We start from the raw sequence: 23,531 nt of genomic DNA on the forward strand, positions 1-23,531 counted from the left end.
ATGATTTGATATTGCAGAAACGACATTGCCGCAAAGAGGAACGCCAATGCGCCGATTTATTCCGATTTTGATCTTGCTGGCCGCTTGTGCCGAAACGCCACCCGCACCGGAAGACGCCCGCCTTGCACCCGAAGCCGCACCGGTCGATCTGGCCTTTTGCGAGGGTGAACCCTTTGGCGATTCCATTGGTCAGCCGGTTTCGACCATTCAGGGCCAGCTGCCTGAACGCGCGCGTGTGTTAGGGCCGGATGATTTGGCCACGCAGGATTACCGCATCGACCGGTTGAACGTGTTCGTCAATGACGCCGGGATCATTCAGCGTCTGACCTGCGGGTAGGCGTGGACTCGGGGCATGATTCTACGGTAAGAACAAAATGGGAACATTTTGATGTCTGCCGATGCCCAAACGACGAATACTCTCACTCTGGTTTCCCCGTCTGGGGGCTGAACGGCTGGTCCGCGCTGCGCGGGGCCTGCAGGATGGGCCTTTGGCCGTGGTGGCCGAGCAGGCGAACATGCAGGTTGTCACCTCGCTGAATGCACAGGCTCAGGCCGCCGGGTTGCGCGTGGGTCAGCCGGTGCGCGATGCCCATGCCATGTGCGCGAATCTTGTGACGCGCCCTCGCAATACCCCCGCCGAGACCGCGTTTCTAACCGCTTTGCGCCGCTGGGCAGGCAAATTCAGCCCCTGGGTAGCCGAAGAATCACCGGACGGGCTGATTGTCGACCTGTCGGGCTGCGCCCATCTGTTCGGCGGCGAAGAGGCGTTGCTGAGCGTACTTGAGGTCGACTGCGCCGATATGGGCCTGAGCGTACAGATGGGCATCGCCGACACGCTGGGCGCGGCCTGGGCGTTGGCGCGATACGCCGGACAAGAGGCCACATCCGACCGCAACGGCGACGCCATCAGCCAAGAGGCCCGTGCCACCCGTGCCCGCGCCACCAAACGGCGGCACTGGACCAAAGGTGGCGCCGCGCCGCAGGTGATGGCCTTGGGTGGTGGCGCGCGGATTGCAGCGCCGGGACAATCCTATGGCGCGCTCAGCCCCCTGCCCATCGCGGCGCTGCGGTTGGAGGATCAGACCGCGGCGCAGTTGAACCGGCTGGGCCTGCGCCGGATCGGCGATCTGTTGGGCCAGCCGCGTGCCAGTTTGGCGCGGCGGTTCGGGCGGGGTCTGGTGCTGCGGCTGGATCAGGCCATGGGCAGCGCGCCCGAACCGGTCTCGCCCGCCCGTCCGCCGCATCGCTTTGCGGTGCGGATGACCCTGCCCAACCCAATCGGTCTGATCGAAGACGTCATGGCCGCCATTGATCGGATACTGCCCACGCTCTGCGCAAAACTGGAGGAGAAAGGCCGCGGCGTTCGCACCCTGCGGCTTGAGGCACATCGCGCCGATCAGGCCGCTGAGATTGTCGAAGTCGGTCTCGCCCGTCCGACCTTTGACAAATATCGTATTCGCCCTTTGTTAGAGATGAAAATCGACAAGATTGATGCGGGTTATGGCATCGACATGCTGCGGCTTGTGGCGGTCCAGACCGAGCCTATCCACGCCCGCACCATGGCGGGCCATGCCGAGGCCCGCCGCGCCGTGCGGGATCGGCTTGAGGGCAACACCGCCGTCGACGACCTGATCGGTAAGCTGGGCGCACGCGTGGGGCTGGAGGCGATCACGCGGCGGCACCCGGCGGCCTCACATATCCCCGAGAAGACGGCGCAGACGCTGGCCGCAGCCTGGTCGGAACCGGCGCATGACTGGCCTGCCCCTCCGCGTCCCCGCCCCTTGCAGATGTGGCAACCCGAACCGGTGATGGCGCCGGAAACCCCGGACGTTCCCAGCGCCTTTCGCTGGCGTGGGCGCGACTGGCAACTGGCGCAGGCCACGGGCCCAGAACGCATTGCGCCGGAATGGTGGCTGGACGATCCCAACTGGCGCAGCGGCGTGCGGGATTACTGGGTGGTGGTGACCGAACAGGGCGAGCGACTGTGGCTGTTTTATGGCCATGGCGGTACCATGTCGGCAGGATGGTTTTGCCAGGGGCAGTTTTGTTAGAGTCTATTTTCCGCGATAAATCAGCCAATCAGGCAGATAGTCGATCAGACGCACCAGCCAGGAAAATGGTGCTGGAAAATCCGTACGGAATCGGCGACGTGACATCGCTTTGACCACCCTGTCCGCTGCATCCTCGGGCGTCATCAGCATCGGCATCTTGAAAGTGTTCTTCTCGGTCAGACGGGTCTTGATAAAGCCCGGATTGACGATGCGCACCGTCACCCCTGTGCCCGCCAGGTCGAACCGCATGGTCTCGGCCAACGAAACAAGTGCTGCCTTGCTGGCCGCGTACCCCACCGCCGCGGGCAAACCCCGATACCCCGACAAAGACCCGATCAGCGTGATATCCCCCCGACCCCTACGTACGAACCTGCGTACAACCTCACCCAGAACCCGCAGGGCACCCGTGTAATTCACATCCGTCATCGCCAACACGGCCTCGGAATTCCAATCGGCAGAGCGCATCGGTTCATAAGCTCCGGCGTTATAGACCAACCCGTCCACCTCTCCGGCCTCGACCGCGGCACGACGTACAGCGTCCAGATCTGTCACGTCGCACGGAACAGCTTGCGCATTTGGCAGGGCAGAGCAAATCTCGGTCAGACGCTCGGTATTGCGGGCAGACAGGATCAGATGTGCGCCCTGACGGCTCAGCGCCTCGGCCAAAGCCCGGCCCAGCCCTTCGCTGGCGCCAACGATCCAATAGGTTTTTCCTTCAAAGCTGCTCATGCCCTGGCCAATACAGTTGTGTCTATGATTTTACGGCCAGAGCGACGCACTGGATCAAACTCCAGAAGTCACAACATAGTGCTTTTGCGAAAAACTTCTAATCCGATTGATCCACCCCGGCATTTCCTGCGTATCCTATTGTAAAATGTCGCACAAAGAGGATGGCATGTTCGACGAAACCCGAGGCGTACGCAAGAAAATCGCGGTAGTAGGTGCAGGTATCTCAGGTCTGTCGGCCGCTTACTATTTGTCAAAAAACAACGATGTGACCGTGTTCGAAGCCGAACCCCGGCTGGGCGGCCATGCCCGAACCGTCATGGCAGGCAAAAACGGCGACCAACCTGTCGATACCGGTTTCATCGTCTTCAATTATGCCACCTACCCCTATCTGACGCGCCTGTTCGATGAGCTGAACGTGCCCGTCATCAAATCCGAGATGAGCTTTGGTGCCACCATCGACAACGGCCGCATTGAATACGGACTGAACAACCTGCGCACCCTGACGGCGCAGAAACGCAACCTCGCGCGGCCTGCCTACTATAAGATGATCGCGGACATCCTGCGCTTTGGCAAAGAAGCCCCCGAAGCCGCACGTGACGATGACACCACGATCGGAGAGCTGGTCGATCAGCTGCGTCTGGGTCATTGGTTCCGCCACAATTACCTGATGCCGATGTGCGGCGCGATCTGGTCCACTCCGGTGGAGTTTGTGGATCAGTTTCCGGCCCGCTCGCTGGTACAATTCTTCCGCAACCATGCCCTGCTGGCCAGTGGTCGCGCCAATCAGCATCAATGGTACACTGTCAAAGGCGGCAGCATCGAATATGTCCGCCGCATCGATGCCGCGTTACGTGAGCGCGGGTGTGAAATCCGTCTGGCCTGCCCGGTTGAGCATATTCAACGCGGCGATGCCGGTGTGACTGTCCACAGCCAGGGTCAGGTTGATCTTTTCGACGAAATCATATTGGCCACCCATTCCGATCAGTCCCTTGCCATTCTGGGCGAGACCGCAACAGATGCGGAAAGAGCTGCGTTAGGCTCTATTCGCTACCAACCGAACACGGCTATCCTGCACTGTGACCCAAGCCAGATGCCGCGCCGCCGCGCGTGCTGGTCCAGCTGGACCTACCGTTCGCAAGCGGGGAATGTTGGCGTGACTTACTGGATGAACCGACTGCAGAATATCCCGGACAGCGATCCGCTGTTTGTGACGCTGAACGCATCTTCGGAAATTCCCGCGGGTAAAATCTATGACAAGGTCGAGTTTGCCCATCCGGTGTTCGACAAAGCGGCCCTGAAAGCTCAGGGGCAAATCCGCGAGATGCAGGGACAGAACCGAACCTGGTTTGCCGGGGCTTACAACCGGCATGGCTTTCACGAAGACGGGATTGCCAGCGCGATGCATGTTGTTGAGCGCCTTAACGGCACCCCGCACACACTCGGAGTTGACAATGGCATTCCTGCACAAGACCCGGCCATCCCTGCATCGGCTGATCTCTGATACCTGCCGCGCTGCACTGTTTTCTGTGATCGTGCTGGCCCCGGGCGGGTTGGCCGCGTCACCGATCACCCAGACGCTGACTGATGCGCAACTCAGAGGCAGCGCAACCTTCCGGTTTTTGGGCATGCCAATCTACGAAGCCAAGCTGTATACGCCGCAAGGCAGCACGCTCAATTGGACGCAGGACTTTGCATTGCAGTTGACCTATCGCAAATCCCTGAAACAGAAAGCACTGGTTGAATCGACGTTGGATGAGATGGCTCGACAAGGAAACCCTGCCCCGACGCAGGCCCAGTTACAGAAGTGTTTTCAGTCGGTTAGCAAGGGCGACAACTATATTGCAATCTCGGAAGGCCCGAACAAAGTTGGATTTTGGCGAAACGGCCAAAAGACCTGTACCCTGTCCTATCCCGGCGCCAAAAGCGCCTTTATGTCCATTTTTCTGGGCGACAACACCCGATCGGGCAGTTTCACCCGGCAATTGAAGGGCGGATGATGCTGTACCCGCGTGTCAGTCTGTATGCGCTGATGCTCGCTGCGGCGGGGATACCGCTATATATCCATCTGCCGCGATTTGCTGCCGTTAATCTTGGTATCGGGTTGGGTGTGATCGGCACCGTTCTGCTGGTGATCCGGTTAATCGATCTGGTGCAGGATCCGCTGATTGGTTGGGCCATAGACCGATGGCCAAACGCGCAACTGCTGTTTGCTGCGACCGCTGCGATTGGTTTGGCGATCGGGTTTCCAATGCTGTTTGGACTGCCGCCGGGAACAAATATTGCCTTATTAGTCTCTGTTTTAATCTTACTATTCTCAGCCTACAGCTTAGGCACCATCCTGCTTTACGGTCGCAGCGCAACGCTTGCCATACGACCAGAGCCGCAAGAGTTGATAAGATTGGCCGCATGGCGCGAAGGCGGGCAGTTGACAGGCGTCATCCTTGCAGCCAGCGCCCCAGCCTTGTTCGTAGGATTCGGAGCCAGCGCGCAGGGCTATCCCGCCTTTGGCCTGTTTCTGGGCCTGATCGCAATCTTCACCCTGACCCTGACGATCCCAATCTGGCGCCGACCCCCGATTACTGGCGACGGCCTGTCGTTCAATGGGCTCGCACAAGCTGGTGCGCTGCGCTTGCTGCTGCTGGCGCTGGTCAACAGCCTGCCAGTGGCCATCACTTCGACCCTGTTTTTGTTCTTTGTCGAAGATCGCCTGCAATTGCCGGGAAAAGCCGGACCACTGCTGATCCTGTTCTTCCTCAGCGCCGGGGCCAGCGTTCCGCTTTGGGCAAAGCTGGCTAACCGAATTGGCCCGAAACGAACACTGATCATCGCCATGCCCCTGTCGATCGCGGGATTTGTTGGCGCAGCTTTGTTGTCCGCCGGTAATCTGACCGGGTTCGCCGCAATCTGCCTGGCTTCGGGCGCGGCACTGGGGGCGGATATGGTGGTGCTGCCCGCGATGTTCTCAGTCGCGCTGACGCGGGCGGGGCTGAACGCATCCGCCGCATTTGGCATCTGGTCATTCGCTGGCAAGCTGGGCCTCGCGCTCGCTGCCTTTTTCACTCTGCCGCTGCTGGAACGCAGCGGGTTCACCCCAGGACAGGCAAACTCGGCCGAGGCGTTGCGGACGCTCACCCTCGCCTATGCCGTGCTGCCCTGCATCCTGAAACTCGGCGCGTTCGGGCTGGTCCTGACGTTGCCTTCTGAGGTCTCAGTCAAATGACTATCGTAGCTATCCTACTGCTTGCCATCCTTGTTCTGGTCGCAGCTCAGCGCCGGTTCCTAAGCTTTCGCTCGCAATCCCCTGCCGATTACAGCGGCACCGGGCCTGCCTTTAAAATGAAAGAAGTCCTGAACGGCGAAATCCTGTCCGAAGGGCTGATCTATGGCCCCAATGGGAAGATGTCGAACAGCTTTGTCGCCCATATGGTGGGGAAATGGAATGGCAACACCGGCACGTTGACCGAGTATTTCACCTATTCCAACGGCAAGAAGATGACCCGCAAATGGCATCTGACGCTGGGCACGGGCAACACGTTTACCGCGACGGCAGAAGATATCGTCGGTGAGGGTCACGGCACAATTTCGGGATCGACCGTGAAGCTGACTTATCGGATCATCCTACCCCAAGACGCGGGCGGGCACACACTGGACGTTACCGATTGGATGTACCTGACCGAGAATGGTGTGATCATGAACCGGTCCGAGATGCGCAAATTCGGCATCAAGGTCGCTGAACTGGTCGCCACCATGCGCCCCGCGCCCGAAGCTAAAGCTGCGCATGTCAACGGTTCAAATGGCTATGACACCGCGGTAGAAACGAGGACCTTGCAATGACGCCCCGCCGCATCCTGATCGCGGCCCTTGCCATCGCGGGGCTTGCCGCGCTGTCCGCCTGTTCCGCCAAGCCTCGCGTACCTAAAAGCTTTCTGTCCGACCGGCAGTTGAACCTTGAGGAGTTCTTTGAAGGCAAAACCGTCGCCTATGGTCAGTTTCAGGATGTTCTGGGCAATGTCCCCCGCCGATTTACGGTGGATATCCAAGGCACTTGGGATGGTGAAACCCTGACCCTGATCGAGGATTTCGTCTATGACGACGGCGCCACCGAACAACGCATCTGGACCCTAATCAAAACCGGTCAGGACACCTGGACCGGAACTGCGCCTGGCGTCCTGGGCGCTGCCAGCGGGGTCGAGCGTGGTGATACCTTCAACTGGACATACAAGATCGATCTGCCAGTCAAGGACGGCACCATGCGGGTCAACTTTGACGACTGGATGTGGCTGCTAAGCGATGATCGTCTGCTGAACCGCGCCTATGTTTCGCGATATGGCGTGCGGCTGGGCGAGGTTATCCTGTTCTTTGAAAAACAGTAGGGCGCAATAAGGGCGAACCTAAAGGCCCGCCCCTGAATCTAGGTCAAACAGGTCACTTTAGAAGTTGAACCAGACACCAAAGTCGGCCTGAATCCGGCCGTCGTCGTCACCGTCTTTAACTTCGCCAACGGCGCCACGCAGTGTAGCGCCCGCACCCAGATCATAGATGGCGCCCACACCGATGTTGCGCGTGTCATTATCGGCCGATCCGTCACCATAGACCAGCTGCAACGTGGTCGCTGCACCCAGATTATAGGCGACCGAGAAACCGTAAGCAGTGCCGTTTTCATCATCATCGGCCACATCGTCGTCCGCCAGGAACAGCGTTCCGTAGAAGTCATTGAATTCGGCACCCAAAGTGAAGACGGTCAGGCTTTCCTTTTCGACACCATCACCTTCATCGGTTTCACCATAAACCAGCGAGGCGGTGATGTTGTTGAAAGTATAAGCCGCACTTACGTCCCAGCGGTCACGGTCCGTGGTTGAGCCAGTGCCATTGTTTGCAAAGATGGTGTTCTGGTCGTAAGACGCCGAAACAGCAAAATCACCAACGGTGTACTGGAAGAACACGGCATTGTCGCCCGAACCGGTCGATTCATACTCGAGGAACGAGTAGTTCACGCCCGAATACTGACCCAGAAACTCTTCCAGGCCGGGCTCGGTGCCGAAATAGTCATCCAGATTGTCGAATGAACCGGCCACGTTGCCGGCGTCAACACGTAAGCCACCATAGATAACAGAGAACCTCGCGCCGTTCAGACCGGCGTTGTTGGCTTCACCAGTGTCGGAGTCTTCGTCGGCCTGCAGACGAACACGACCTTCAAACCGAACGCCACCGTCAGTTTCCGTGAAACCGTCAATATTCAGACGGAAACGTGAGATCAGGATGGCCTCGTCAGAATCCGCCGTGAATTGGTTTACCGTACCATTGGCTGTGGTGGTGGTCAGTGTCGTGTTCTGACGGTCCTCAAGGTAACCAATACCAAAACGGCCATAGCCGCTGAGGTTGATGCCGGATTCGGCCGCTGCGATGCCTGCGGTTGCAATTGTTGCGGTCGACGCAAAAAGAAGTTGTTTCATGATAAGTCCATGAGAGTGAGAGGAGTTTGGCTACAAAGTGTGGCTGAGCGCCTAGTCGAACAAATCGCGGGCATGCTCAACAGGGCCCGCGGACATTCGAACGTCTTGCCCTCGGCTTGCGTTGCAACTTTGCACAGGTGAAATCAGATAAACTAATTATTATTGTTTATTTTTAGATAATTAGCATAGCTTCCAGAAGCCGTTACAAAAAGTTGATCGCAGAAAAAGGCCGCGACCTCTTTAATTTAAAGAGACTGACCCAATAGCCGTAAATGGTGTTTTCGATACTCATGCCAACGCCTTACGGCCACGCTGATCGGCAAAATCCAACGCTTTCGAATATACCTGCTCAGCCTGCCAAGCTCTTCGGCAGATCAGTTGCCGTAATAGACAAAAGACAGTGACCGGCTGACACCTCCGGGCGGTTTCGGAAAGGGTGAGGCCGCTGCCACCTGTGCCTTGGCTGCCCGTTCAAGATCCGGTGTGCCGTTGGTATCCACCACTTCGACATAATCCAGAGTTCCGTCCGGCTTGATCACGAAAAACACCCTCGCAAAGCCCCGCGCTGCTGTATAGACGATCGGCGCGCGGTTCAGGTGAACCAGAACCTCTCCGGCATAATTCGTCCGGTCAGAATTTCCGGGCCCTCGCCCGCCTGAGCGCCTGCCGCTATTGCCCGAAGTAAACCTGTCGACACCCCGGCGAGCGTATGTGGTCAGGGGGGATTCAATTTCGCGCGATGGATACCGAAGGTTGCTGAAATCCCGCACGCTACGCAACACGTCCCGCGGTTCAGACTGTGGGCGACGATCCGGCAGTTGTGGGCGGATCGAAGAGGCCACAGCCAGCTCTGATCCTTCGCTGCTTTCCTCTGCCTGCGGTGCGGATTCGGCTTGGGCTGCGGGAATATCGGGCTCGACCGCCTCGCTTTCGGTGGGGATATCCGGCGCAACTGATGGCAATACGTCTTCCGACGGGTCCGGCAGCGCGGCAAGCTGCTCGGCCTCAACCGGTTCAGTTGCCGCGGCCTCAGTAATCGGCTCGGTCACCTCGGGGTTGCTTTCTGGGGCTTCGACAACCTCGGCAGTTTCTACGTCCGGAGTTTCTTCCACCTCGTCACTGGCGCTCTGGTCGCCATCCGTGGTCTCTTGGGGTTCGGGGGCTTGTGACTCGACCGGTTCGGGGGAAACGGGCTGCAACACTTCTGAGGTACCCGTATCGGGCGCAAAGGTTTGTTGGGGATCGTCCGAGGCCACATGCACTTCGCTGGTTGGAACCTCGGCAGGTTCGGGTGGGTCATCGACCGGAGGTTCAGGCGTTTCCTCCGGTTCGGGCTCAACAGGTTCAGCGACGGCTTCAACCAGATCTTCGAAACTGTTGCCCAGTTCAACCCTGTCGGGTGTATCAGTGTCACCTGATTGTCCGGTCAGTCTGGGTGCGGTCAGGCTTAGCCCCGTCAGATGCAGCAGCAGCGACAGAAGCGCGGCCAGAACCGCAATAACCACCGACCCCCGGATCATTCCAGCGCCTTTTCGGTCACGACAAACACGGATACGGCGCCCAGTCGCCGCAGTTCAGCCGTCACTTCTATCAGCCGAGCGCCCGGCGCCTCGCGATCCGGGACGATACGTACCGGTCCGGGGTCGCGCCCTGTCATATAGGTTTCGGGGTCCATCGGCGCGCCGCGAAAGCTGAGCGTTCCGTCCCGGTGCAACACCAGCGCATCGGGCGGTTCGCGGCCTTCCAACTCGGACGTGTCGACCAGATTCAGATCAGGATCCAGCGGCGTGGCCACCGTTCCCGCGATCAGAAAGAAGATCAGCATCAGGAACACGACATTGATCAGCGCAATGGTCGAGTCGCGTTTGCGGCGGGGGCGGCCAGGACGGATCATTCCAGCACCAGAACGCTGAGGCCCTCGCGCCCGCGCAGCAAAACCAGCAGGTCCACCAGCCGCTGCGCCGTCGTGTCAGGGTCCAAACTGACCAGCACCTGCCCGGTCGTCACCTGTGTGGTCAGGTCCGCAAGCGTGACCGGAGTACCGTTCAGAACCAGCCTTTCTTCTCCCAGCTGCACAAATGCGCGATCTTGAGGTGTGTCCGCGGTCGGGTTGCCCGCTGTGGCGGCGCTCAGCTCGATCTCGCCATATTTGGAAAAGGTCGAGGTCAGCATGAAAAACAGCAGCAACAGAAAGATCACGTCGATGAGCGGTGTCATCGCCAGTGGTCGCCTGACAAAGGGTGCGAGGTTACGCATGTCCGGGCGTGGCCGCCATGCTCTGTGCGTCCTCGGCCAGCGGGATGGCCTGCCCCGGCACCAGTACGGTGCGCAGCGCCTTATCGGCGAACACCCGTTCCCGTGCGGTGCGGCTTTCGAACCACGACAGCACCATCGAGGTCGGCATCGCCACCGCCAGGCCCACCGCGGTGGTCACCAGCGCCACCCAGATACCACCCGCCAACAGCGACGGATCAACCGAGGACCCGGCGGTTTGCAGACTGCGGAACGCTTCGATCATGCCCAGAACCGTACCAAACAGACCCAACAGCGGCGCCAGCTGCGCCACCGTGTCCAGAAGACGGAAACCACGTTCAAGCCCGGCCAGCGCCAGCCCCGCCTCGGCATCCAACCGTTGATCCAGACCGGGTGCGTCCGGCGCATCCATCGCCACGCCGACCAGCGGCGCAAGATAGCTGTTGCTTTTGGCCAGTCGCGCGCGGGCGGCTTGCTTGTCACCGGCATCCCAAGCGTCCAGCGCCTGCGACAGCACCCGGTGCCGACCAACACCCGAGGCGGCGAATTGCCAAAGCTTGTAAAGCGTCACCGCCAGCGTCACCACGGACATGGCGATCAGGATGGCCACAACCGGCCCGCCCAGGGCCAGAATTTCACGCAGGGCGTCAAGAATACTCATCCCAAAAGCTCCACTTCAGTACGGCTGCGCAAGGTTGGTGTCTTGTCGCAGATTTCGCTGTCAGCACCGTCGACGGTACAGCCGCTTAGCCCATTGATCAGAACCCGCCCAAGATTTTCACAGGCGATGTCGCGTACATCAAACTGGCGCACGCGGGGGCGTTCCGCTGGCAGGTCCCGAAATCCAAAAAGGGTAAAGCGTTCGAACACACCAGCGGCATCGAAAATCACCACCTGATAATTGGCAGTGTCGATCGCCGTTGCAGTTTCGTTTTCGACCAGAAAGGTCAAACGGCAGGCGCCTTCGACATCTTCAGCCGCGTTCAGCTCGACCACCAACCCCGGCGCATCCTTCGCCGTTTGGGCCTGGGCCGCAAAGGGCAGCGTGCTAACGATGGCAGCAAGGGCCAAAGGGCGAAACTTCATGAATACGCTCCCAATTGTTTCACGCAGGCAGAGGTTCTGACAGCGCTATGTCCGTCTTATCCAAGACCGCTGGGGCGCGAAAGGGTTGCGGACATCTTTGTGATAAAGTGCGATTTTCGACCCGTTCAACCCTATTGCCGGGTCAAGGGCAACAGCGTGCTGCTCTAGTTGATGTCACTGGGGCAGTTGCGGGCAGTCCTATGTGTCATCGCGCAGTCCACTCACTGGCACGAACAGACTTACATGTCGGACCTGCGCCCACTTTAGGTCTGATCGGCTTAAATTTCTCGTTCGCAAGCACACTCACGCGTGAATAGCTATCGGGGAAGGGGTGCAAACAAACCTCGTGGTAACGTCAGCTTCTGCTCCACGACAAATCTTGCTTTTATTGAAAAAGTGGTGAGCCGTGCAGGATTCGAACCTGCGACCCACTGATTAAAAGTCAGTTGCTCTACCAACTGAGCTAACGGCCCACTCTTTTGTTGGATCTGTTCGATCCGTGGCGCTCTCTAAGGTATTTTCCCGACTGGGTTCAAGCCCTTATTTTGCACCTCGTTTCACCGTCACTTAACTTGTTTCCGGCGTCCCGATAGGCGGCCTAATTAGGGAGGTGACGCGGGGGGGTCAACCCCTTTTTTCAGGAATCTGCATCGCAGGGTGGATTCCTTTCAAACGCATGGTTATATGCCGGCCATGCAACGAATGATGACCTCTGGTTTGCCCTTCATGAAGATGCACGGGCTTGGCAATGACTTTGTCATTGTAGATGCGCGCGCGCAAAGTGTTGAGATTTCGCCTGCGCTTGCTAGGGGAATCGGGCACCGACAGTTCGGCGTGGGTTTCGACCAGCTGGCCGTGATAGAAAACGGTAACGCAGATGCGCATCTGGTGTTTTATAACGCCGACGGGTCGACCTCAGCGGCGTGCGGGAACGCCACGCGCTGTATCGCCCGTTTCCTGATGGAAGAAAGCGGCAAATCGGAACTGACGCTGACCACCGAACGCGGCACGCTTTTTGCCTGCGATGCCGGGGACGGCATGACCTCGGTGAACATGGGGCAACCGCAGCTGGAATGGCACGAGATTCCGCTGGCCGAAGAGGTTGATACACTGGAATTGCCGATCGAGGGTACTCCGACCGCGACCGGCATGGGTAATCCCCATTGCACGTTCTTTGTCGAAAACGCCGAGGCGATTCCCCTGGAAGAATTTGGCGCGCGGTACGAGTATCACCCGCTGTACCCTGAGCGCACCAACGTGCAGGTGGCGCAAGTCATAGAACCGGACCACATCCGCATGCGTGTTTGGGAGCGGGGCGTGGGAATCACGTTGGCTTCTGGCTCGTCCTCCTGCGCGACGGCTGTTGCTGCTGCCCGTCTTGGCCTGACTGGTCGCAAGGTGCAGATCGATCTGGACGGTGGCACCATTTGGGTCGACTGGCGCGAAGATGGCGTCTGGATGACCGGACCAACCTGTCATGTCTTTTCAGGCACTCTGACATCGGAATTCCTGGGGTCACTGGGATGAGCGTCCCCAAATTCACCACGCTAGGCTGTCGCCTGAACGCCTATGAGACTGAGGCGATGAAAGAACTGTCGCAGCAAGCCGGTCTAACCGACGCGGTGGTGGTGAATACCTGCGCTGTAACGGCTGAGGCCGTACGCAAGGCCCGGCAAGAGATTCGCAAACTGCGGCGGGAGAACCCCGACGCGCGGCTGATCGTGACTGGATGTGCTGCGCAGACCGAGCCCGAGACCTTTTCCCGGATGGAGGAGGTCGATGCGGTGATTGGCAACACCGAAAAGATGCAGCCCGACACCTGGAAAGGCATGGCCGCGGATTTCATCGGTGAGACTGAGGCTGTGCAGGTCGATGACATCATGTCGGTGACTGAGACGGCGGGACATCTGATTGATGGGTTCGGCACCCGCTCGCGCGCTTATGTGCAGGTCCAGAATGGCTGTGACCATCGCTGCACCTTCTGCATCATTCCTTATGGCCGCGGCAACTCGCGCAGCGTCCCTGCGGGCGTGGTGGTGGATCAAATCAAGCGGCTGGTAGACCGGGGCTATAACGAGGTTGTACTGACCGGCGTTGACCTGACCTCTTGGGGCGCTGACCTGCCCGCGCAGCCCAAGCTGGGCGATTTGGTCATGCGCATCCTGAAACTGGTGCCTGACCTGCCGCGGCTGAGGATCAGCTCCATCGACTCGATCGAAGTGGATGAGAACCTGATGCAGGCCATCGCAACCGAACCACGCCTGATGCCGCATCTGCACCTGTCGCTACAGCACGGGGATGACCTGATCCTGAAGCGGATGAAGCGCCGCCACCTGCGCGACGATGCCATCCGTTTCACGCAAGAGGCCCGCAAGCTGCGCCCCGAGATGACCTTTGGCGCCGACATTATCGCAGGCTTCCCCACCGAAACGGATGCGCATTTCCAGAACTCGCTGAAGCTGGTTACAGATTGCGACCTGACCTGGCTGCACGTCTTCCCCTATTCCAAGCGCGATGGCACACCAGCGGCCCGTATACCGCAGCAGATCAACGGGAACATTATCAAGGACCGCGCCGCCCGTCTGCGCGCGATGGGTGAGGCACAGGTCGCAAAGCACCTGAACGAACAGATCGGCAAGACCCATCGCATCCTGATGGAAAACCCGCATATGGGCAGGACCGAGCAGTTCACCGAGGTCGCGTTCAACACCCCGCATACCGAGGGGCAGATTGTGACGGCCAAAGTGCTAGGGCGCTCAGACACACAGCTGACTGCCTGAGGTAAAGCTGCTTAGGTGGTGACCGCAGACACCGCTGCGGTGTCATAGAATTCCTCGTATTCACAGACCAGCCCGTCGCGAAACCGGCAAATGATCAAAATCGGCGTCTCTACCGTCTTGCCAGTGCCTTTATGCGTCCAGGCACAGGCGCCGATGCCGACAACACGGTCATCCTGTGCAATGGTGTCTTTCAGGGTCCAATGCTGCATCTCGAATGCGGCAGTCAGATCTTCCAGATATTCCTGCATCTCGGCCCGACCATCGCGCCCACAGCTGAAATCCAGCCCGTATTGGCCCCGGCCCAGCGAACGCATGCACAGATCCTCGGTCGTGTATTTTTCCCACATACCGATATCTGAAGCCTTACAATCGTTCCATTCCGCAAAGGCTTTCCGCATCTTTTCGACATTGCTCTGCGTGTCCATAATTCGTTCTCCCAAATGTAATGCGCTGAAAATTTGCTGCCCCAGAAACAACAAAGGACGAGGCGAGTATAACACCGGCAGCCAGCCGAACAAAAAAGGCCCGGTGTCGAACACCGGGCCTCGTAACATTCAGAAGCAAAATCCGATCAGACGGACTTCTTGCCTTTCACACCTGCCCACAGGCGTTTGTTGACCAGGTACAACAGCACCGACAACAGCGACAGGAAGATCACACCGACGAAGCCGGAGTACTTACGCTCCATCATCTTCGGCTCGGCTGTCCACATCAGGAAGGCCGCGATGTCTTCGGACAAGGCTTCGACCGTGGCCGGGTGACCATCAGCGAATTCCACCTGATCTTCGGCCAGGGGCGGTGCCATCGAAATCCAGCCGCCTGGGAAGGCGGTGTTTTCGTACAGGATCGTGCCGGCCTCTTCTTTTTCATGGCCGGTATAGCCATCCAGCAGCGAGGCGATGTATTCCGCGCCACCCATGCCTTTGAAGAACTGGTTGATGCCCAGACCGTAAGGACCGTGGAAGCCCGCACGGGCCTTGGCCATCAGGCTCAGGTCCGGTGCGCCTACGCCGTCATTTGCCGGGAAGTGATCGGTCGGAATGGCCGGACGGAAATCGTCCAGCTCGGGGTCGAACACTTCGAAGTTGCCCGCCGCATAGGCGATGACTTCTTCTTCCGAATAGCCCAGCGCTTCAAGGTCGCGCAGGGGCACGTATCTCAGGCCGTGGCAAGCCGCGCAAACCTCGGTATAGACTTGAAGACCGCGCTGCAGCTGGTTCTGATCCCAGGTGCCAAACGGCCCCTCGAACGAGAAGTGGAAGTCCTCGATATGCTGTTCGCCTCCGCCTGCCGCGTAGGACGCAGCAGGAGCAAGGGCGAGAGCAAACGCGGCACCGATTGCAAGTTTCTTGAACATGTTTCCGGTCCCTCTTCTTACTCGGCCGGCGTGGCGTCGGCGTCAGCCTTGCCATAATGCGCGTTGAAGTCTTCTTCGATGGTCTCGGGCTGAGCCAGAGGTTTCTCGATCACGCCAAGGATCGGCAGGATCACGAAGAAATAAGCGAACCAGTAGGCGGACGCGATCAGCGAGAAGGTCGCATAGGGCTCTTCCGCGGGCATCGCACCCAGCCACATCAGGGCAAAGAAATCGATGATCAGCAGGTAGAACCACCATTTGAACAGCGGGCGGTATTTGCCCGAACGCACAGTCGACGTGTCCAGCCAGGGCGCCAGCGCCATGGCCAGGATCGCACCGAACATCGCGATCACACCAAAGAATTTGGCGTCAACAATGCCGCCGGTGATGAAGCTGGCGAACTGCACGACCCAGACCTCACCAGTGAAGGCACGCAGGATCGCGTAGAACGGCAGGAAGTACCATTCGGGCACGATGTGCGCAGGCGTCACCAGCGGGTTGGCTTCGATATAGTTGTCCGGGTGGCCCAGATAGTTCGGCATGAAACCGACGACCGCCCAGAACACAACCAGGATCACAGCCAGTGCGAACAGATCCTTGATCACGAAGTACGGCCAGAACGGCAGCGTGTCTTTCTCGGCTTCGGCTTTCGAACCGCGGCGCACTTCAACACCTGTTGGGTTGTTATTGCCAGTGGTGTGGAAGGCCCAGATATGCACGATCACCAGCGCCGCAATGACAAACGGCAGCAGGTAGTGCAGCGAGAAGAAGCGGTTCAGCGTGGCGTTGTCCACCGCGGGTCCGCCCAGCAGCCAGGTCTGGATCGCATCACCCACGAACGGGATCGCGCCAAACAGGCCGGTGATCACGGTTGCACCCCAGAAGGACATCTGACCCCAAGGCAGAACGTAGCCCATGAAGGCGGTGCCCATCATCATCAGGTAAATCAGCATCCCGATGATCCACGTGATCTCACGCGGGGCTTTGTACGAGCCGTAGAACAGGCCACGGAAGATGTGGATGTATACCGCAACAAAGAACAGCGATGCGCCATTCATGTGTAGGTAGCGCAGCATATAGCCGCCATTCACGTTGCGCATGATGTGTTCGATGCTGGCAAAGGCCAGATCGACATGCGGGGTGTAGTGCATCACCAGAACGATACCGGTGACAATTTGCAGCGCCAGGCAGAACGCCAGGACGATGCCCCAGATCCACCACCAGTTCAGGTTCTTAGGCGTTGGGATCATAAGGGTGTCATACAGCAGGCCGACGATCGGCAGACGGCTGTTCAGCCACTTCTCGCCATTTGTCTTCGGCTCGTAATGATCGTGGGGAATTCCGGACATCTGGGTCTCCCTTAGCCGAGCTTGATGGTTGTCGCATCCACCCATTCAACGGGCGGAACGGGCAGGTTTTCAGGCGCGGGGCCTTTGCGGATTCGACCGGCAAGGTCATAGTGCGAACCGTGGCAGGGGCAGAACCAGCCACCGAAATCACCCGCATCGCCCAGAGGGACACAGCCCAGGTGGGTGCAAACGCCCATCTGAACAATCCATGCGCCGGGCGCTTCGCCTTCGGGCGACGGCATCACGCGGTTGGCATCCGTTGCGGGCGCATCGGCAGGCAGGTTGAAGTTGCGCGCCAGCGGATCAGGCAGTGCATCTACGCCTTCGGCGTCCTGTTCCTGAGCCTCTTGGATCTCAGCACCGGTACGGTGACGGATAAATACAGGCTTGCCCAGCCATTTGACGGTCAGCTGCGTGCCCGGCTCGACACCGCTGACGTCCTGGCGAATCGAGGACAGCGCCTGAACGTCTGCCGATGGGTTCATTTGGTTGATCAGGGGCCATACGGCTGCACCCGTCGCAACGACACCTGCGCCGCCTGCGACGTAGTAGAGGAAATCTCTGCGGGTGCCTTCGTGGTCTTCTGCGTGGGACACGAGGTTTTCTCCGATTCCGGCGCCCGCGATTGCGGGCAAACATGCATCAGCACCGCATCAAAGCGGCGTCTCATCGCGGCTATCTAGCCGGGAGAAATCGGTTCGTCCAGCGGTCATAGGCGCGCAGGACGCCTCAACAGGGCATTCATGTCACAACGACGGGGTATTTTTTCAAGATGGGGACAGATTTAAGCGGGGGAACCCACCGCCTGTCCAAACCTGCTGCCCATGTGATTCGGGTGAGGCATACTGAGGGCGAAACCGGCATGCAGAACTGGGTTTTGCCCCGCAAGAAAGCGGGCATCGGGCAAGATTCAGACCAGATTCTGCCACCCTATTTTCCACTTTTCTGGAATGTGTGACCAATTAAAAACTGAGTTAAAAATGTATATTTTATAACGGGTTATATACGCCTGAATTCGATTGCACTTTTAACGGGAATCCACGAAAGGCAAGGAAATTCCAACCTCTGCAGGACGTTTTCAATGTCAAACCCCGTGTCACAACTTTTTGCACCAACGCTGACCCTTTTTCTGGCCATCGCGTCTCAGGCCGTGGCCGTTGGCGATCCGGCAAAGGGTGAAAAACTATATAACCGCTGCTCTTCTTGCCACGCGATCATCAAAGATGGAGAAATTTTGGTCAAAGGCGGCATCACCGGGCCGAATCTGTATGGTGTGGTAGGTCGTGTTGCCGGATCCGAGACTGATTATCTTTACGGAAGCGAACGCCTGCCCATCGGAATGTTCACTGATGACATGATCCGTGCGGGCAACGAAGGGCTTGTGTGGACCGAGGAAAATATCATCGCTTACTCGCAAGACCCGATTGGGTTTATTCAGGATTACCTGAATGACGAAACCGCACGCCCGAACATGAGCGTGAAGCTGAAGAAAGGGGCCGAAGACATTGCTGCCTATCTGGCCACCTTCAGCAGCCAGTAATGCAAAAGGCTCCGCCCCATCCTCGGCGCGGGGTCTGTTTCCTAGGCTGGCGGGCGGGTGGCAACCATGCTTGGCCGTTCGCTGAAATCCGCGTACCACGCGGCCAACGCATCATTGCCCTTACGCCAGCCACGCGCATCATGCCGCAGGTCCAGATACCCCAGTGCGCAGGCCACAGCGATCTGGCCCATATCCAGCGGGCCCGCCAAATGGGCCATCCACCGTTGGTTCAGCGCAGCGCAGGCGCGTTCGATCTTACCCCATTGCGCATCCTTCCAAAGGTCCCACTGCTTATCCTCGGGGCGGAAACGCTCTTCATAGGCGACCGCCAAAGCTGAATCCATAATACCGTCTGCCAGCGCTTCCAGTGTCAGCACGTCCCAGCGCCCGGAACCCTCGGGGTACATCCCGGCCTTGGCGCGTGCATCCAGAAAGGCGCAGATCACCCGACTGTCGAACAATGTCGGGCCATCGGACCGCTCCAACGCGGGGATTCTGGTCAACGGCACTTTGCCCAGCAGGGAATCGGAGGGATCCAACGGCGTATTGGCAATGGTCATCACCTCGACATCGTCAAGTTGGTTGGTTTCATGCAGCAAAACCATAACCTTACGCACATAGGGGGACATCGGGCTGTGATAGAGTTTCATTCACATTCTCCTTGGCTTCAGAAACCCTACAGCAGCTGGTTTGAAACAAAACCCATCAATTGCCAGCACCTTCACCCTTGCGGAACGGCGCGGGCCTTGGCAATGTCGTTCCCGTTCTCAGGGCGGGGCGAAATTCCCCACCGGCGGTATGCGGGCCAAGACCCGTAAGCCCGCGAGCGGCCCCGTTGACCGGGGTGTCAGCAGATCTGGTGAGAGGCCAGAGCCGACGGTTACAGTCCGGATGAAAGAGAACGTGCAAGTAACGCCGGTGATACGGCGTGTTTGCTCGTGATCGCCTTGGGTGACGTGTCTGTTACGAAAGGAGATCATGATGACACACACCCGCTATGCTTTTATCAAAGCCAACTGGCATTCCGATATCGTTGACCGCGCGCTGGATGGGTTTCTGGACCTCATCCCCGCCGAGCAGGTCGATGTTTATGACGTCCCCGGCGCGTTCGAGATGCCGCTGCTGGCCCGCGACCTGGCCCAAACCGGTCGTTATGCCGCAGTCGCCTGCGCCGCATTCGTCGTGGATGGCGGTATCTATCGACACGATTTCGTTGCCCAAGCCGTGGTTGACGGGCTAATGCGCGCAGGGATGGACACAGGTATTCCGGTCCTATCGGTTTCGCTGACCCCGCACCAGTATCAGGAAACCGACCACCACAATGCCATCTACCGCGACCACTTTGTGCAAAAGGGCCGCGAAGCGGCACAGGCGGCGCTGAAAATCACCCAGACCCGCGACGGGTTGGCTGCGGCTGCGTGATGTGAACAAGGTTGGGGTCAAACGGCCCCAACCGCAAATCCGCTTGAGGCCGCGGGCCTTGCCAGCTAATCACGACGCGCAAAGGAGCATGCCCCATGTCGATGAACAGCTTTGGACACCTCTTCCGCGTCACCACCTGGGGCGAAAGCCACGGGCCCGCTTTGGGTGCCACCGTCGATGGCTGCCCGCCGGGCGTTGCGATTGACGAGGCGATGATTCAGCACTGGTTGGACAAGCGCAAACCGGGGCAGAACAAATTCACCACCCAGCGACGTGAGCCTGATCAGGTTAAAATCTTGTCCGGCGTGTTTGAAGGCCAGACCACCGGCACGCCCGTGCAACTGATGATCGAGAACACCGATCAACGCTCAAAAGACTATGGCGATATCATGGACAAGTTCCGGCCGGGTCACGCCGATATCACCTATTGGCAGAAATACGGTATCAGGGATTACCGCGGTGGCGGGCGCAGTTCGGCCCGGGAAACCGCGTCGCGCGTGGCCGCAGGGGGGCTGGCGCGCGAGGCGATCAAGCAGATCGCGCCCAATGTGCAGATCACCGGCTATATGGTGCAAATGGGGCCGCGCAAGATTGACCGCGCCAATTTCGACTGGGCGCAAATCGAACAGAACCCGTTCTGGACGCCCGACGCACAGGCGGCCGAAGACTGGGCCGCTTATCTGGATGACCTGCGCAAATCCGGCAACTCGGTCGGCGCAGTGGTTGAAGTGGTAGCCCAAGGCGTCCCTGCCGGCATCGGCGCCCCGGTTTATGCCAAGTTAGACACTGATCTGGCCGCTGCGATGATGTCAATCAACGCGGTCAAAGGCGTTGAAATCGGCGAAGGCATGGCCGCCGCCGAGCTGACCGGCGAGGCCAACGCAGACGAGATTTTCATGGGTCAGAACGGCCCGCAATACAGCTCCAACCATGCGGGCGGTATTCTGGGCGGTATTTCCACCGGGCAGGATCTTGTGGTGCGATTTGCGGTCAAACCAACCTCATCCATCCTGACCACCCGCAAGACCATTACCAAATCCGGTGAGGAAACCGAGATCATCACCAAGGGCCGGCACGACCCCTGCGTCGGCATTCGCGCAGTCCCGGTGGGTGAGGCGATGATGGCCTGCGTCATTCTGGATCACCTGCTGCTGCATCGTGGCCAAATCGGAGAGAACCGTGGACGGATCGGCTGATCTGCGGGCGCGCCTGCGCGCCATCGTCGCGCAGCGGATGGAGACCGACCCAGCCCATGATCTGGCCCATCTGGACCGGGTTTGGGTGAACGCGCAGGCCATTGCGGACGATCAGACCGACATGCCCGTGTTGTTGGCCGCCAGCTATCTGCATGATCTGGTGAACCTGTCCAAAGACGACCCGGATCGCCATCTGGCATCCCGCCAGTCCGCGCAGGAATCAGAGCCTATACTGAGTAAACTTGGCTATAGCCCAGATCAAATCCGCGCTATTCAGCATGCGATTGAGGCACACAGCTTCTCTGCCAATATCGCGCCAGTCTCACCCGAGGCCTGCATCTTACGCGATGCGGATCGGCTGGACGCGCTGGGCGCGATCGGCATTGCGCGGAACTTTTCGGTTTCAGGCGCTTTGGGACGGGCGCTGTACGATCCGGCAGATCCGTTTGCCGCAAATCGGTCCTTGGACGATCTGACCTATTCGCTGGATCACTGGAAGGTAAAGCTGCTGGGCCTGCCCAGTGACATGCTGACCGAGGGCGGAAAAACCCTTGCACGACAACGCATCGAGCTGATGATCCGCTTTCTGGATGACTTCGCGGACGAGATCGGCCAGTCTCTGCCTGCGGACTGGACGAATTCCTGATTCCACGCGTTGATCTTTGTCGAACAAAGGCGCAGGTTCGCGCCGATGGCAAAACCGTTAACATCGCATCGACCGCTGCTGGCCGTCGCTCTGAAAACGAGCGCGGTTTTTTTGTTCACCGTGATGGCCGGGTTGATCAAGTCGCAGTCTGATCACTTTCCACCCGGCGAGATGGTGTTCTTCCGATCACTGTTCGCCATTCCAGTGATCGTCATCTGGCTGATCTCACGCGGAGAATTGGCACAAGGCTTTGTTGTTCGCAAACCCATGGGTCATTTCTGGCGCGGCGTACTTGGGACCACAGCGATGGGGCTGACCTTTACTGGCCTTGGTCTGATCCCCCTGCCCGAGGCCACGGCAATTGGTTACGCGACCCCGATTTTCACCCTGATTCTGGCCGCGATCATGTTGGGCGAGCGCATCCGCAAGATTCGGATCGCCGCCGTGGCAATTGGCCTTTTGGGTGTTCTGATCATGATCTGGCCCCGACTAGGCGGCAACAACATGGAGGCCGCCGCAACCATCGGCGCGCTGTGCATACTAGGAGCGACCGTTGCACGCGCCTTTGTGCAGATTCACATCCGGCAGTTGGTGCAGGTCGACCACCCGGCGGCCATTGTGTTTTATTTCTCGATGACCGCGACCTTGCTGTCCGGTCTGACCGTTTTCTGGGGCTGGGTCCTGCCCACGTGGGAGCAAGCCGCCGTGTTGATTCTGGCCGGGCTGATCGGCGGTGTGGCGCAGATTCTGGTGACCTCGTCCTATCGCTTTGGTCAAGCGTCGATGTTAGCGCCCTACGACTATACTTCGATGTTGTTTGCCATTGTCATCGGCTATTTCTGGTTCAGCGAACTCCCGACACTGGTGATGTTGATCGGTGCGGCACTAGTGATCGCCGGCAATATTGTGGTGATCTGGCGCGAACATCAGCTGGGTCTGGAACGTGGACGCGCCCGCGCCGTCACAGATCCCAAAGCCTGACCTTTACCTTTGCCAAACTTCCCCTAGGGTGTGGCGCGACACAAAATGAGGGTTCCCCATGAGCGACGCGCAGGATCACAAGGAAAAGATGCAAAAGGTGCAGGCTCAGCACCGCAAGAAAGTCTCAGAGGCGGTCGATCCCGACCGTGGGCTGGTGCTGATCAACACCGGCAAAGGCAAGGGCAAATCCTCGGCTGCTTTTGGCGTGGTAATCCGCGCCCTGGGTTGGGGGCAGAAGGTCGCCGTGGTCCAGTTCATCAAGGGCAAGTGGAAAACCGGCGAGCGGCGTTTCTTCGAAGAACGTGATCTGGTCACCTGGCACACGATGGGCGAGGGCTTTACCTGGGACACCCAAGACCGCGAGCGTGACATCGCAGCCGCTAATGCCGCCTTTGACAAGGCCCGCGCGCTGATGGCCAGCGGGGATTATGATCTGGTGGTACTGGATGAGATCAACATCGCCCTGCGTTATGAATATCTGTCGGTTGATCAGGTGATTGACGGGCTGAACGAGCGATCAGACAAAACCAGCGTGTTCCTGACCGGGCGGGACGCTCCGCAAGCGCTGCGCGACTATGCCGATCTGGTCACTGAAATGACCGAAGAAAAGCACCCGTTCCAAGCCGGGATCAAAGCACAGCGCGGCGTGGATTTCTGAAAACAGAGTCTAAACAGCCCCAAACCGGGG

At 58.9% G+C, this 23,531-nt stretch carries 27 protein-coding genes, 1 tRNA gene and 1 riboswitch; of the genes, 15 read left to right on the top strand and 13 right to left on the bottom strand.

Translation table 11 applies throughout. The features are described from left to right. Positions 1 to 46: 46 nt before the first annotated feature. Entirely contained in the window at positions 47 to 337 is a 291-nt protein-coding gene (locus tag ACR0AL_RS10090; protein ID WP_170349690.1) for an I78 family peptidase inhibitor, read from the top strand. A gap of 61 nt (positions 338 to 398) precedes the next feature. Next, positions 399 to 2,051, top strand: coding sequence for a DUF6504 family protein (locus ACR0AL_RS10095; protein ID WP_170349689.1), 1,653 nt, complete (start codon positions 399 to 401; stop codon positions 2,049 to 2,051). 3 nt (positions 2,052 to 2,054) lie between these two features. Here the strand turns inward: ACR0AL_RS10095 and ACR0AL_RS10100 are convergent, their stop codons facing one another. Further along, the gene (locus tag ACR0AL_RS10100; RefSeq protein WP_170550128.1) at positions 2,055 to 2,780 is read right to left on the bottom strand and encodes an SDR family NAD(P)-dependent oxidoreductase; all 726 of its coding nucleotides are present in this window, start codon (positions 2,778 to 2,780) and stop codon (positions 2,055 to 2,057) included. 166 nt (positions 2,781 to 2,946) lie between these two features. Between ACR0AL_RS10100 and ACR0AL_RS10105 the strand changes: the two genes are divergently transcribed. Genes ACR0AL_RS10105 through ACR0AL_RS10125 form a run of 5 tightly spaced genes read left to right on the top strand, consistent with a single transcriptional unit; the run spans position 2,947 to position 7,153 of the window. Beyond that, positions 2,947 to 4,281: an NAD(P)/FAD-dependent oxidoreductase gene (locus ACR0AL_RS10105; protein WP_480662873.1), complete on the top strand. Its 1,335-nt coding sequence runs from the start codon at positions 2,947 to 2,949 to the stop codon at positions 4,279 to 4,281. Then, complete coding sequence (locus ACR0AL_RS10110; protein ID WP_480662875.1) at positions 4,232 to 4,777, top strand: hypothetical protein; 546 nt, start codon at positions 4,232 to 4,234, stop codon at positions 4,775 to 4,777. The genes ACR0AL_RS10105 and ACR0AL_RS10110 overlap by 50 nt, the downstream gene beginning before the upstream one ends. Beyond that, positions 4,777 to 6,000 carry an MFS transporter gene (locus ACR0AL_RS10115; RefSeq protein ID WP_480662980.1) on the top strand — a complete coding sequence of 408 codons (1,224 nt, stop codon included), beginning with the start codon at positions 4,777 to 4,779 and terminating at the stop codon, positions 5,998 to 6,000. Before ACR0AL_RS10110 ends, ACR0AL_RS10115 begins: the two co-directional genes overlap by 1 nt. Then, complete coding sequence (locus ACR0AL_RS10120) at positions 5,997 to 6,614, top strand: DUF3833 domain-containing protein (protein WP_480662877.1); 618 nt, start codon at positions 5,997 to 5,999, stop codon at positions 6,612 to 6,614. The genes ACR0AL_RS10115 and ACR0AL_RS10120 overlap by 4 nt, the downstream gene beginning before the upstream one ends. Then, positions 6,611 to 7,153, top strand: coding sequence for a DUF3833 domain-containing protein (locus ACR0AL_RS10125; RefSeq protein WP_480662879.1), 543 nt, complete (start codon positions 6,611 to 6,613; stop codon positions 7,151 to 7,153). The genes ACR0AL_RS10120 and ACR0AL_RS10125 overlap by 4 nt, the downstream gene beginning before the upstream one ends. A 57-nt stretch (positions 7,154 to 7,210) precedes the next feature. On the opposite strand, the gene ACR0AL_RS10130 is transcribed toward ACR0AL_RS10125, so the two are convergent. From ACR0AL_RS10130 to ACR0AL_RS10160, 7 genes are all read right to left on the bottom strand, one after another. Next, on the bottom strand, positions 7,211 to 8,233 hold the full coding sequence (locus tag ACR0AL_RS10130) for a porin (protein WP_170349683.1): 1,023 nt from the start codon (positions 8,231 to 8,233) through the stop codon (positions 7,211 to 7,213). Positions 8,234 to 8,607: 374 nt separating this feature from the next. Then, a complete protein-coding gene (locus ACR0AL_RS10135) occupies positions 8,608 to 9,753 on the bottom strand; it encodes a TonB family protein (protein WP_480662881.1) in 1,146 nt (381 codons plus the stop codon). After that, on the bottom strand, positions 9,750 to 10,127 hold the full coding sequence (locus ACR0AL_RS10140; RefSeq protein WP_480662883.1) for an ExbD/TolR family protein: 378 nt from the start codon (positions 10,125 to 10,127) through the stop codon (positions 9,750 to 9,752). Before ACR0AL_RS10140 ends, ACR0AL_RS10135 begins: the two co-directional genes overlap by 4 nt. Continuing rightward, a complete protein-coding gene (locus ACR0AL_RS10145; RefSeq protein WP_170349680.1) occupies positions 10,124 to 10,450 on the bottom strand; it encodes a biopolymer transporter ExbD in 327 nt (108 codons plus the stop codon). The genes ACR0AL_RS10140 and ACR0AL_RS10145 overlap by 4 nt, the downstream gene beginning before the upstream one ends. A 31-nt stretch (positions 10,451 to 10,481) precedes the next feature. Next, positions 10,482 to 11,147: a MotA/TolQ/ExbB proton channel family protein gene (locus ACR0AL_RS10150; RefSeq protein ID WP_170349679.1), complete on the bottom strand. Its 666-nt coding sequence runs from the start codon at positions 11,145 to 11,147 to the stop codon at positions 10,482 to 10,484. Then, a complete protein-coding gene (locus tag ACR0AL_RS10155; RefSeq protein WP_480662885.1) occupies positions 11,144 to 11,572 on the bottom strand; it encodes a hypothetical protein in 429 nt (142 codons plus the stop codon). Before ACR0AL_RS10155 ends, ACR0AL_RS10150 begins: the two co-directional genes overlap by 4 nt. Positions 11,573 to 11,969: 397 nt before the next feature. Beyond that, positions 11,970 to 12,045: transfer RNA gene (locus ACR0AL_RS10160), tRNA-Lys, on the bottom strand. 211 nt (positions 12,046 to 12,256) lie between these two features. Here ACR0AL_RS10160 and dapF point away from each other — a divergent pair. After that, entirely contained in the window at positions 12,257 to 13,099 is an 843-nt protein-coding gene (gene dapF, locus ACR0AL_RS10165) for a diaminopimelate epimerase (RefSeq protein ID WP_480662887.1), read from the top strand. Then, positions 13,096 to 14,352 carry a tRNA (N(6)-L-threonylcarbamoyladenosine(37)-C(2))-methylthiotransferase MtaB gene (gene mtaB / locus ACR0AL_RS10170; protein ID WP_480662888.1) on the top strand — a complete coding sequence of 419 codons (1,257 nt, stop codon included), beginning with the start codon at positions 13,096 to 13,098 and terminating at the stop codon, positions 14,350 to 14,352. The genes dapF and mtaB overlap by 4 nt, the downstream gene beginning before the upstream one ends. An 11-nt stretch (positions 14,353 to 14,363) precedes the next feature. Here the strand turns inward: mtaB and ACR0AL_RS10175 are convergent, their stop codons facing one another. The 4 genes from ACR0AL_RS10175 to petA all read right to left on the bottom strand — a co-directional run bounded on the left by ACR0AL_RS10175 (position 14,364) and on the right by petA (position 17,654). Next, on the bottom strand, positions 14,364 to 14,777 hold the full coding sequence (locus ACR0AL_RS10175) for a nuclear transport factor 2 family protein (protein ID WP_170349663.1): 414 nt from the start codon (positions 14,775 to 14,777) through the stop codon (positions 14,364 to 14,366). A 146-nt stretch (positions 14,778 to 14,923) separates the two neighbouring features. Then, on the bottom strand, positions 14,924 to 15,709 hold the full coding sequence (locus ACR0AL_RS10180; protein ID WP_226689057.1) for a cytochrome c1: 786 nt from the start codon (positions 15,707 to 15,709) through the stop codon (positions 14,924 to 14,926). A gap of 17 nt (positions 15,710 to 15,726) precedes the next feature. Continuing rightward, on the bottom strand, positions 15,727 to 17,058 hold the full coding sequence (gene petB / locus ACR0AL_RS10185; RefSeq protein ID WP_170349661.1) for a cytochrome b: 1,332 nt from the start codon (positions 17,056 to 17,058) through the stop codon (positions 15,727 to 15,729). Positions 17,059 to 17,069: 11 nt separating this feature from the next. Continuing rightward, positions 17,070 to 17,654 (bottom strand): ubiquinol-cytochrome c reductase iron-sulfur subunit, encoded by a 585-nt coding sequence (gene petA, locus ACR0AL_RS10190; protein ID WP_170349660.1) that lies wholly within the window; start codon positions 17,652 to 17,654, stop codon positions 17,070 to 17,072. A 485-nt stretch (positions 17,655 to 18,139) separates the two neighbouring features. Between petA and ACR0AL_RS10195 the strand changes: the two genes are divergently transcribed. Beyond that, complete coding sequence (locus ACR0AL_RS10195; protein WP_170349659.1) at positions 18,140 to 18,598, top strand: c-type cytochrome; 459 nt, start codon at positions 18,140 to 18,142, stop codon at positions 18,596 to 18,598. A gap of 41 nt (positions 18,599 to 18,639) precedes the next feature. Here ACR0AL_RS10195 and ACR0AL_RS10200 read toward each other — a convergent pair whose 3' ends face one another. Then, entirely contained in the window at positions 18,640 to 19,248 is a 609-nt protein-coding gene (locus tag ACR0AL_RS10200; RefSeq protein WP_170550164.1) for a glutathione S-transferase, read from the bottom strand. 109 nt (positions 19,249 to 19,357) lie between these two features. Further along, positions 19,358 to 19,505, top strand: a riboswitch (FMN riboswitch). 74 nt (positions 19,506 to 19,579) lie between these two features. Here ACR0AL_RS10200 and ACR0AL_RS10205 point away from each other — a divergent pair. The 5 genes from ACR0AL_RS10205 to cobO all read left to right on the top strand — a co-directional run bounded on the left by ACR0AL_RS10205 (position 19,580) and on the right by cobO (position 23,501). Next, positions 19,580 to 20,020 (top strand): 6,7-dimethyl-8-ribityllumazine synthase, encoded by a 441-nt coding sequence (locus ACR0AL_RS10205; RefSeq protein WP_480662889.1) that lies wholly within the window; start codon positions 19,580 to 19,582, stop codon positions 20,018 to 20,020. 95 nt (positions 20,021 to 20,115) lie between these two features. Continuing rightward, positions 20,116 to 21,216, top strand: a complete 1,101-nt coding sequence (gene aroC / locus ACR0AL_RS10210; protein WP_480662890.1) for a chorismate synthase — start codon at positions 20,116 to 20,118, stop codon at positions 21,214 to 21,216. Then, on the top strand, positions 21,200 to 21,862 hold the full coding sequence (locus tag ACR0AL_RS10215) for an HD domain-containing protein (RefSeq protein WP_170550170.1): 663 nt from the start codon (positions 21,200 to 21,202) through the stop codon (positions 21,860 to 21,862). Before aroC ends, ACR0AL_RS10215 begins: the two co-directional genes overlap by 17 nt. A 45-nt stretch (positions 21,863 to 21,907) precedes the next feature. Further along, positions 21,908 to 22,843 (top strand): DMT family transporter, encoded by a 936-nt coding sequence (locus ACR0AL_RS10220; RefSeq protein WP_170376372.1) that lies wholly within the window; start codon positions 21,908 to 21,910, stop codon positions 22,841 to 22,843. Positions 22,844 to 22,901: 58 nt separating this feature from the next. After that, complete coding sequence (cobO, locus tag ACR0AL_RS10225) at positions 22,902 to 23,501, top strand: cob(I)yrinic acid a,c-diamide adenosyltransferase (protein WP_480647608.1); 600 nt, start codon at positions 22,902 to 22,904, stop codon at positions 23,499 to 23,501. Positions 23,502 to 23,531: the final 30 nt, after the last annotated feature.

The organism is Ruegeria sp. BB1, assembly GCF_056539465.1.

Bases quoted from the DNA above. Each gene is read 5' to 3' on its own strand.
- ACR0AL_RS10135 (WP_480662881.1), bottom strand. From the start codon at position 9,753: ATGATCCGGGGGTCGGTGGTTATTGCGGTTCTGGCCGCGCTTCTGTCG.
- ACR0AL_RS10205 (WP_480662889.1), top strand. From the start codon at position 19,580: ATGACACACACCCGCTATGCTTTTATCAAAGCCAACTGGCATTCCGAT.
- ACR0AL_RS10130 (WP_170349683.1), bottom strand. From the start codon at position 8,233: ATGAAACAACTTCTTTTTGCGTCGACCGCAACAATTGCAACCGCAGGC.
- ACR0AL_RS10095 (WP_170349689.1), top strand. From the start codon at position 399: ATGCCCAAACGACGAATACTCTCACTCTGGTTTCCCCGTCTGGGGGCT.
- aroC (WP_480662890.1), top strand. From the start codon at position 20,116: ATGTCGATGAACAGCTTTGGACACCTCTTCCGCGTCACCACCTGGGGC.
- dapF (WP_480662887.1), top strand. From the start codon at position 12,257: ATGCCGGCCATGCAACGAATGATGACCTCTGGTTTGCCCTTCATGAAG.
- petB (WP_170349661.1), bottom strand. From the start codon at position 17,058: ATGTCCGGAATTCCCCACGATCATTACGAGCCGAAGACAAATGGCGAG.
- ACR0AL_RS10175 (WP_170349663.1), bottom strand. From the start codon at position 14,777: ATGGACACGCAGAGCAATGTCGAAAAGATGCGGAAAGCCTTTGCGGAA.
- ACR0AL_RS10195 (WP_170349659.1), top strand. From the start codon at position 18,140: ATGTCAAACCCCGTGTCACAACTTTTTGCACCAACGCTGACCCTTTTT.
- ACR0AL_RS10115 (WP_480662980.1), top strand. From the start codon at position 4,777: ATGCTGTACCCGCGTGTCAGTCTGTATGCGCTGATGCTCGCTGCGGCG.
- ACR0AL_RS10180 (WP_226689057.1), bottom strand. From the start codon at position 15,709: ATGTTCAAGAAACTTGCAATCGGTGCCGCGTTTGCTCTCGCCCTTGCT.
- ACR0AL_RS10150 (WP_170349679.1), bottom strand. From the start codon at position 11,147: ATGAGTATTCTTGACGCCCTGCGTGAAATTCTGGCCCTGGGCGGGCCG.
- ACR0AL_RS10090 (WP_170349690.1), top strand. From the start codon at position 47: ATGCGCCGATTTATTCCGATTTTGATCTTGCTGGCCGCTTGTGCCGAA.
- ACR0AL_RS10105 (WP_480662873.1), top strand. From the start codon at position 2,947: ATGTTCGACGAAACCCGAGGCGTACGCAAGAAAATCGCGGTAGTAGGT.
- ACR0AL_RS10155 (WP_480662885.1), bottom strand. From the start codon at position 11,572: ATGAAGTTTCGCCCTTTGGCCCTTGCTGCCATCGTTAGCACGCTGCCC.
- ACR0AL_RS10120 (WP_480662877.1), top strand. From the start codon at position 5,997: ATGACTATCGTAGCTATCCTACTGCTTGCCATCCTTGTTCTGGTCGCA.
- ACR0AL_RS10220 (WP_170376372.1), top strand. From the start codon at position 21,908: ATGGCAAAACCGTTAACATCGCATCGACCGCTGCTGGCCGTCGCTCTG.
- ACR0AL_RS10145 (WP_170349680.1), bottom strand. From the start codon at position 10,450: ATGACACCGCTCATCGACGTGATCTTTCTGTTGCTGCTGTTTTTCATG.
- ACR0AL_RS10100 (WP_170550128.1), bottom strand. From the start codon at position 2,780: ATGAGCAGCTTTGAAGGAAAAACCTATTGGATCGTTGGCGCCAGCGAA.
- ACR0AL_RS10125 (WP_480662879.1), top strand. From the start codon at position 6,611: ATGACGCCCCGCCGCATCCTGATCGCGGCCCTTGCCATCGCGGGGCTT.
- cobO (WP_480647608.1), top strand. From the start codon at position 22,902: ATGAGCGACGCGCAGGATCACAAGGAAAAGATGCAAAAGGTGCAGGCT.
- ACR0AL_RS10200 (WP_170550164.1), bottom strand. From the start codon at position 19,248: ATGAAACTCTATCACAGCCCGATGTCCCCCTATGTGCGTAAGGTTATG.
- ACR0AL_RS10140 (WP_480662883.1), bottom strand. From the start codon at position 10,127: ATGATCCGTCCTGGCCGCCCCCGCCGCAAACGCGACTCGACCATTGCG.
- mtaB (WP_480662888.1), top strand. From the start codon at position 13,096: ATGAGCGTCCCCAAATTCACCACGCTAGGCTGTCGCCTGAACGCCTAT.
- ACR0AL_RS10110 (WP_480662875.1), top strand. From the start codon at position 4,232: ATGGCATTCCTGCACAAGACCCGGCCATCCCTGCATCGGCTGATCTCT.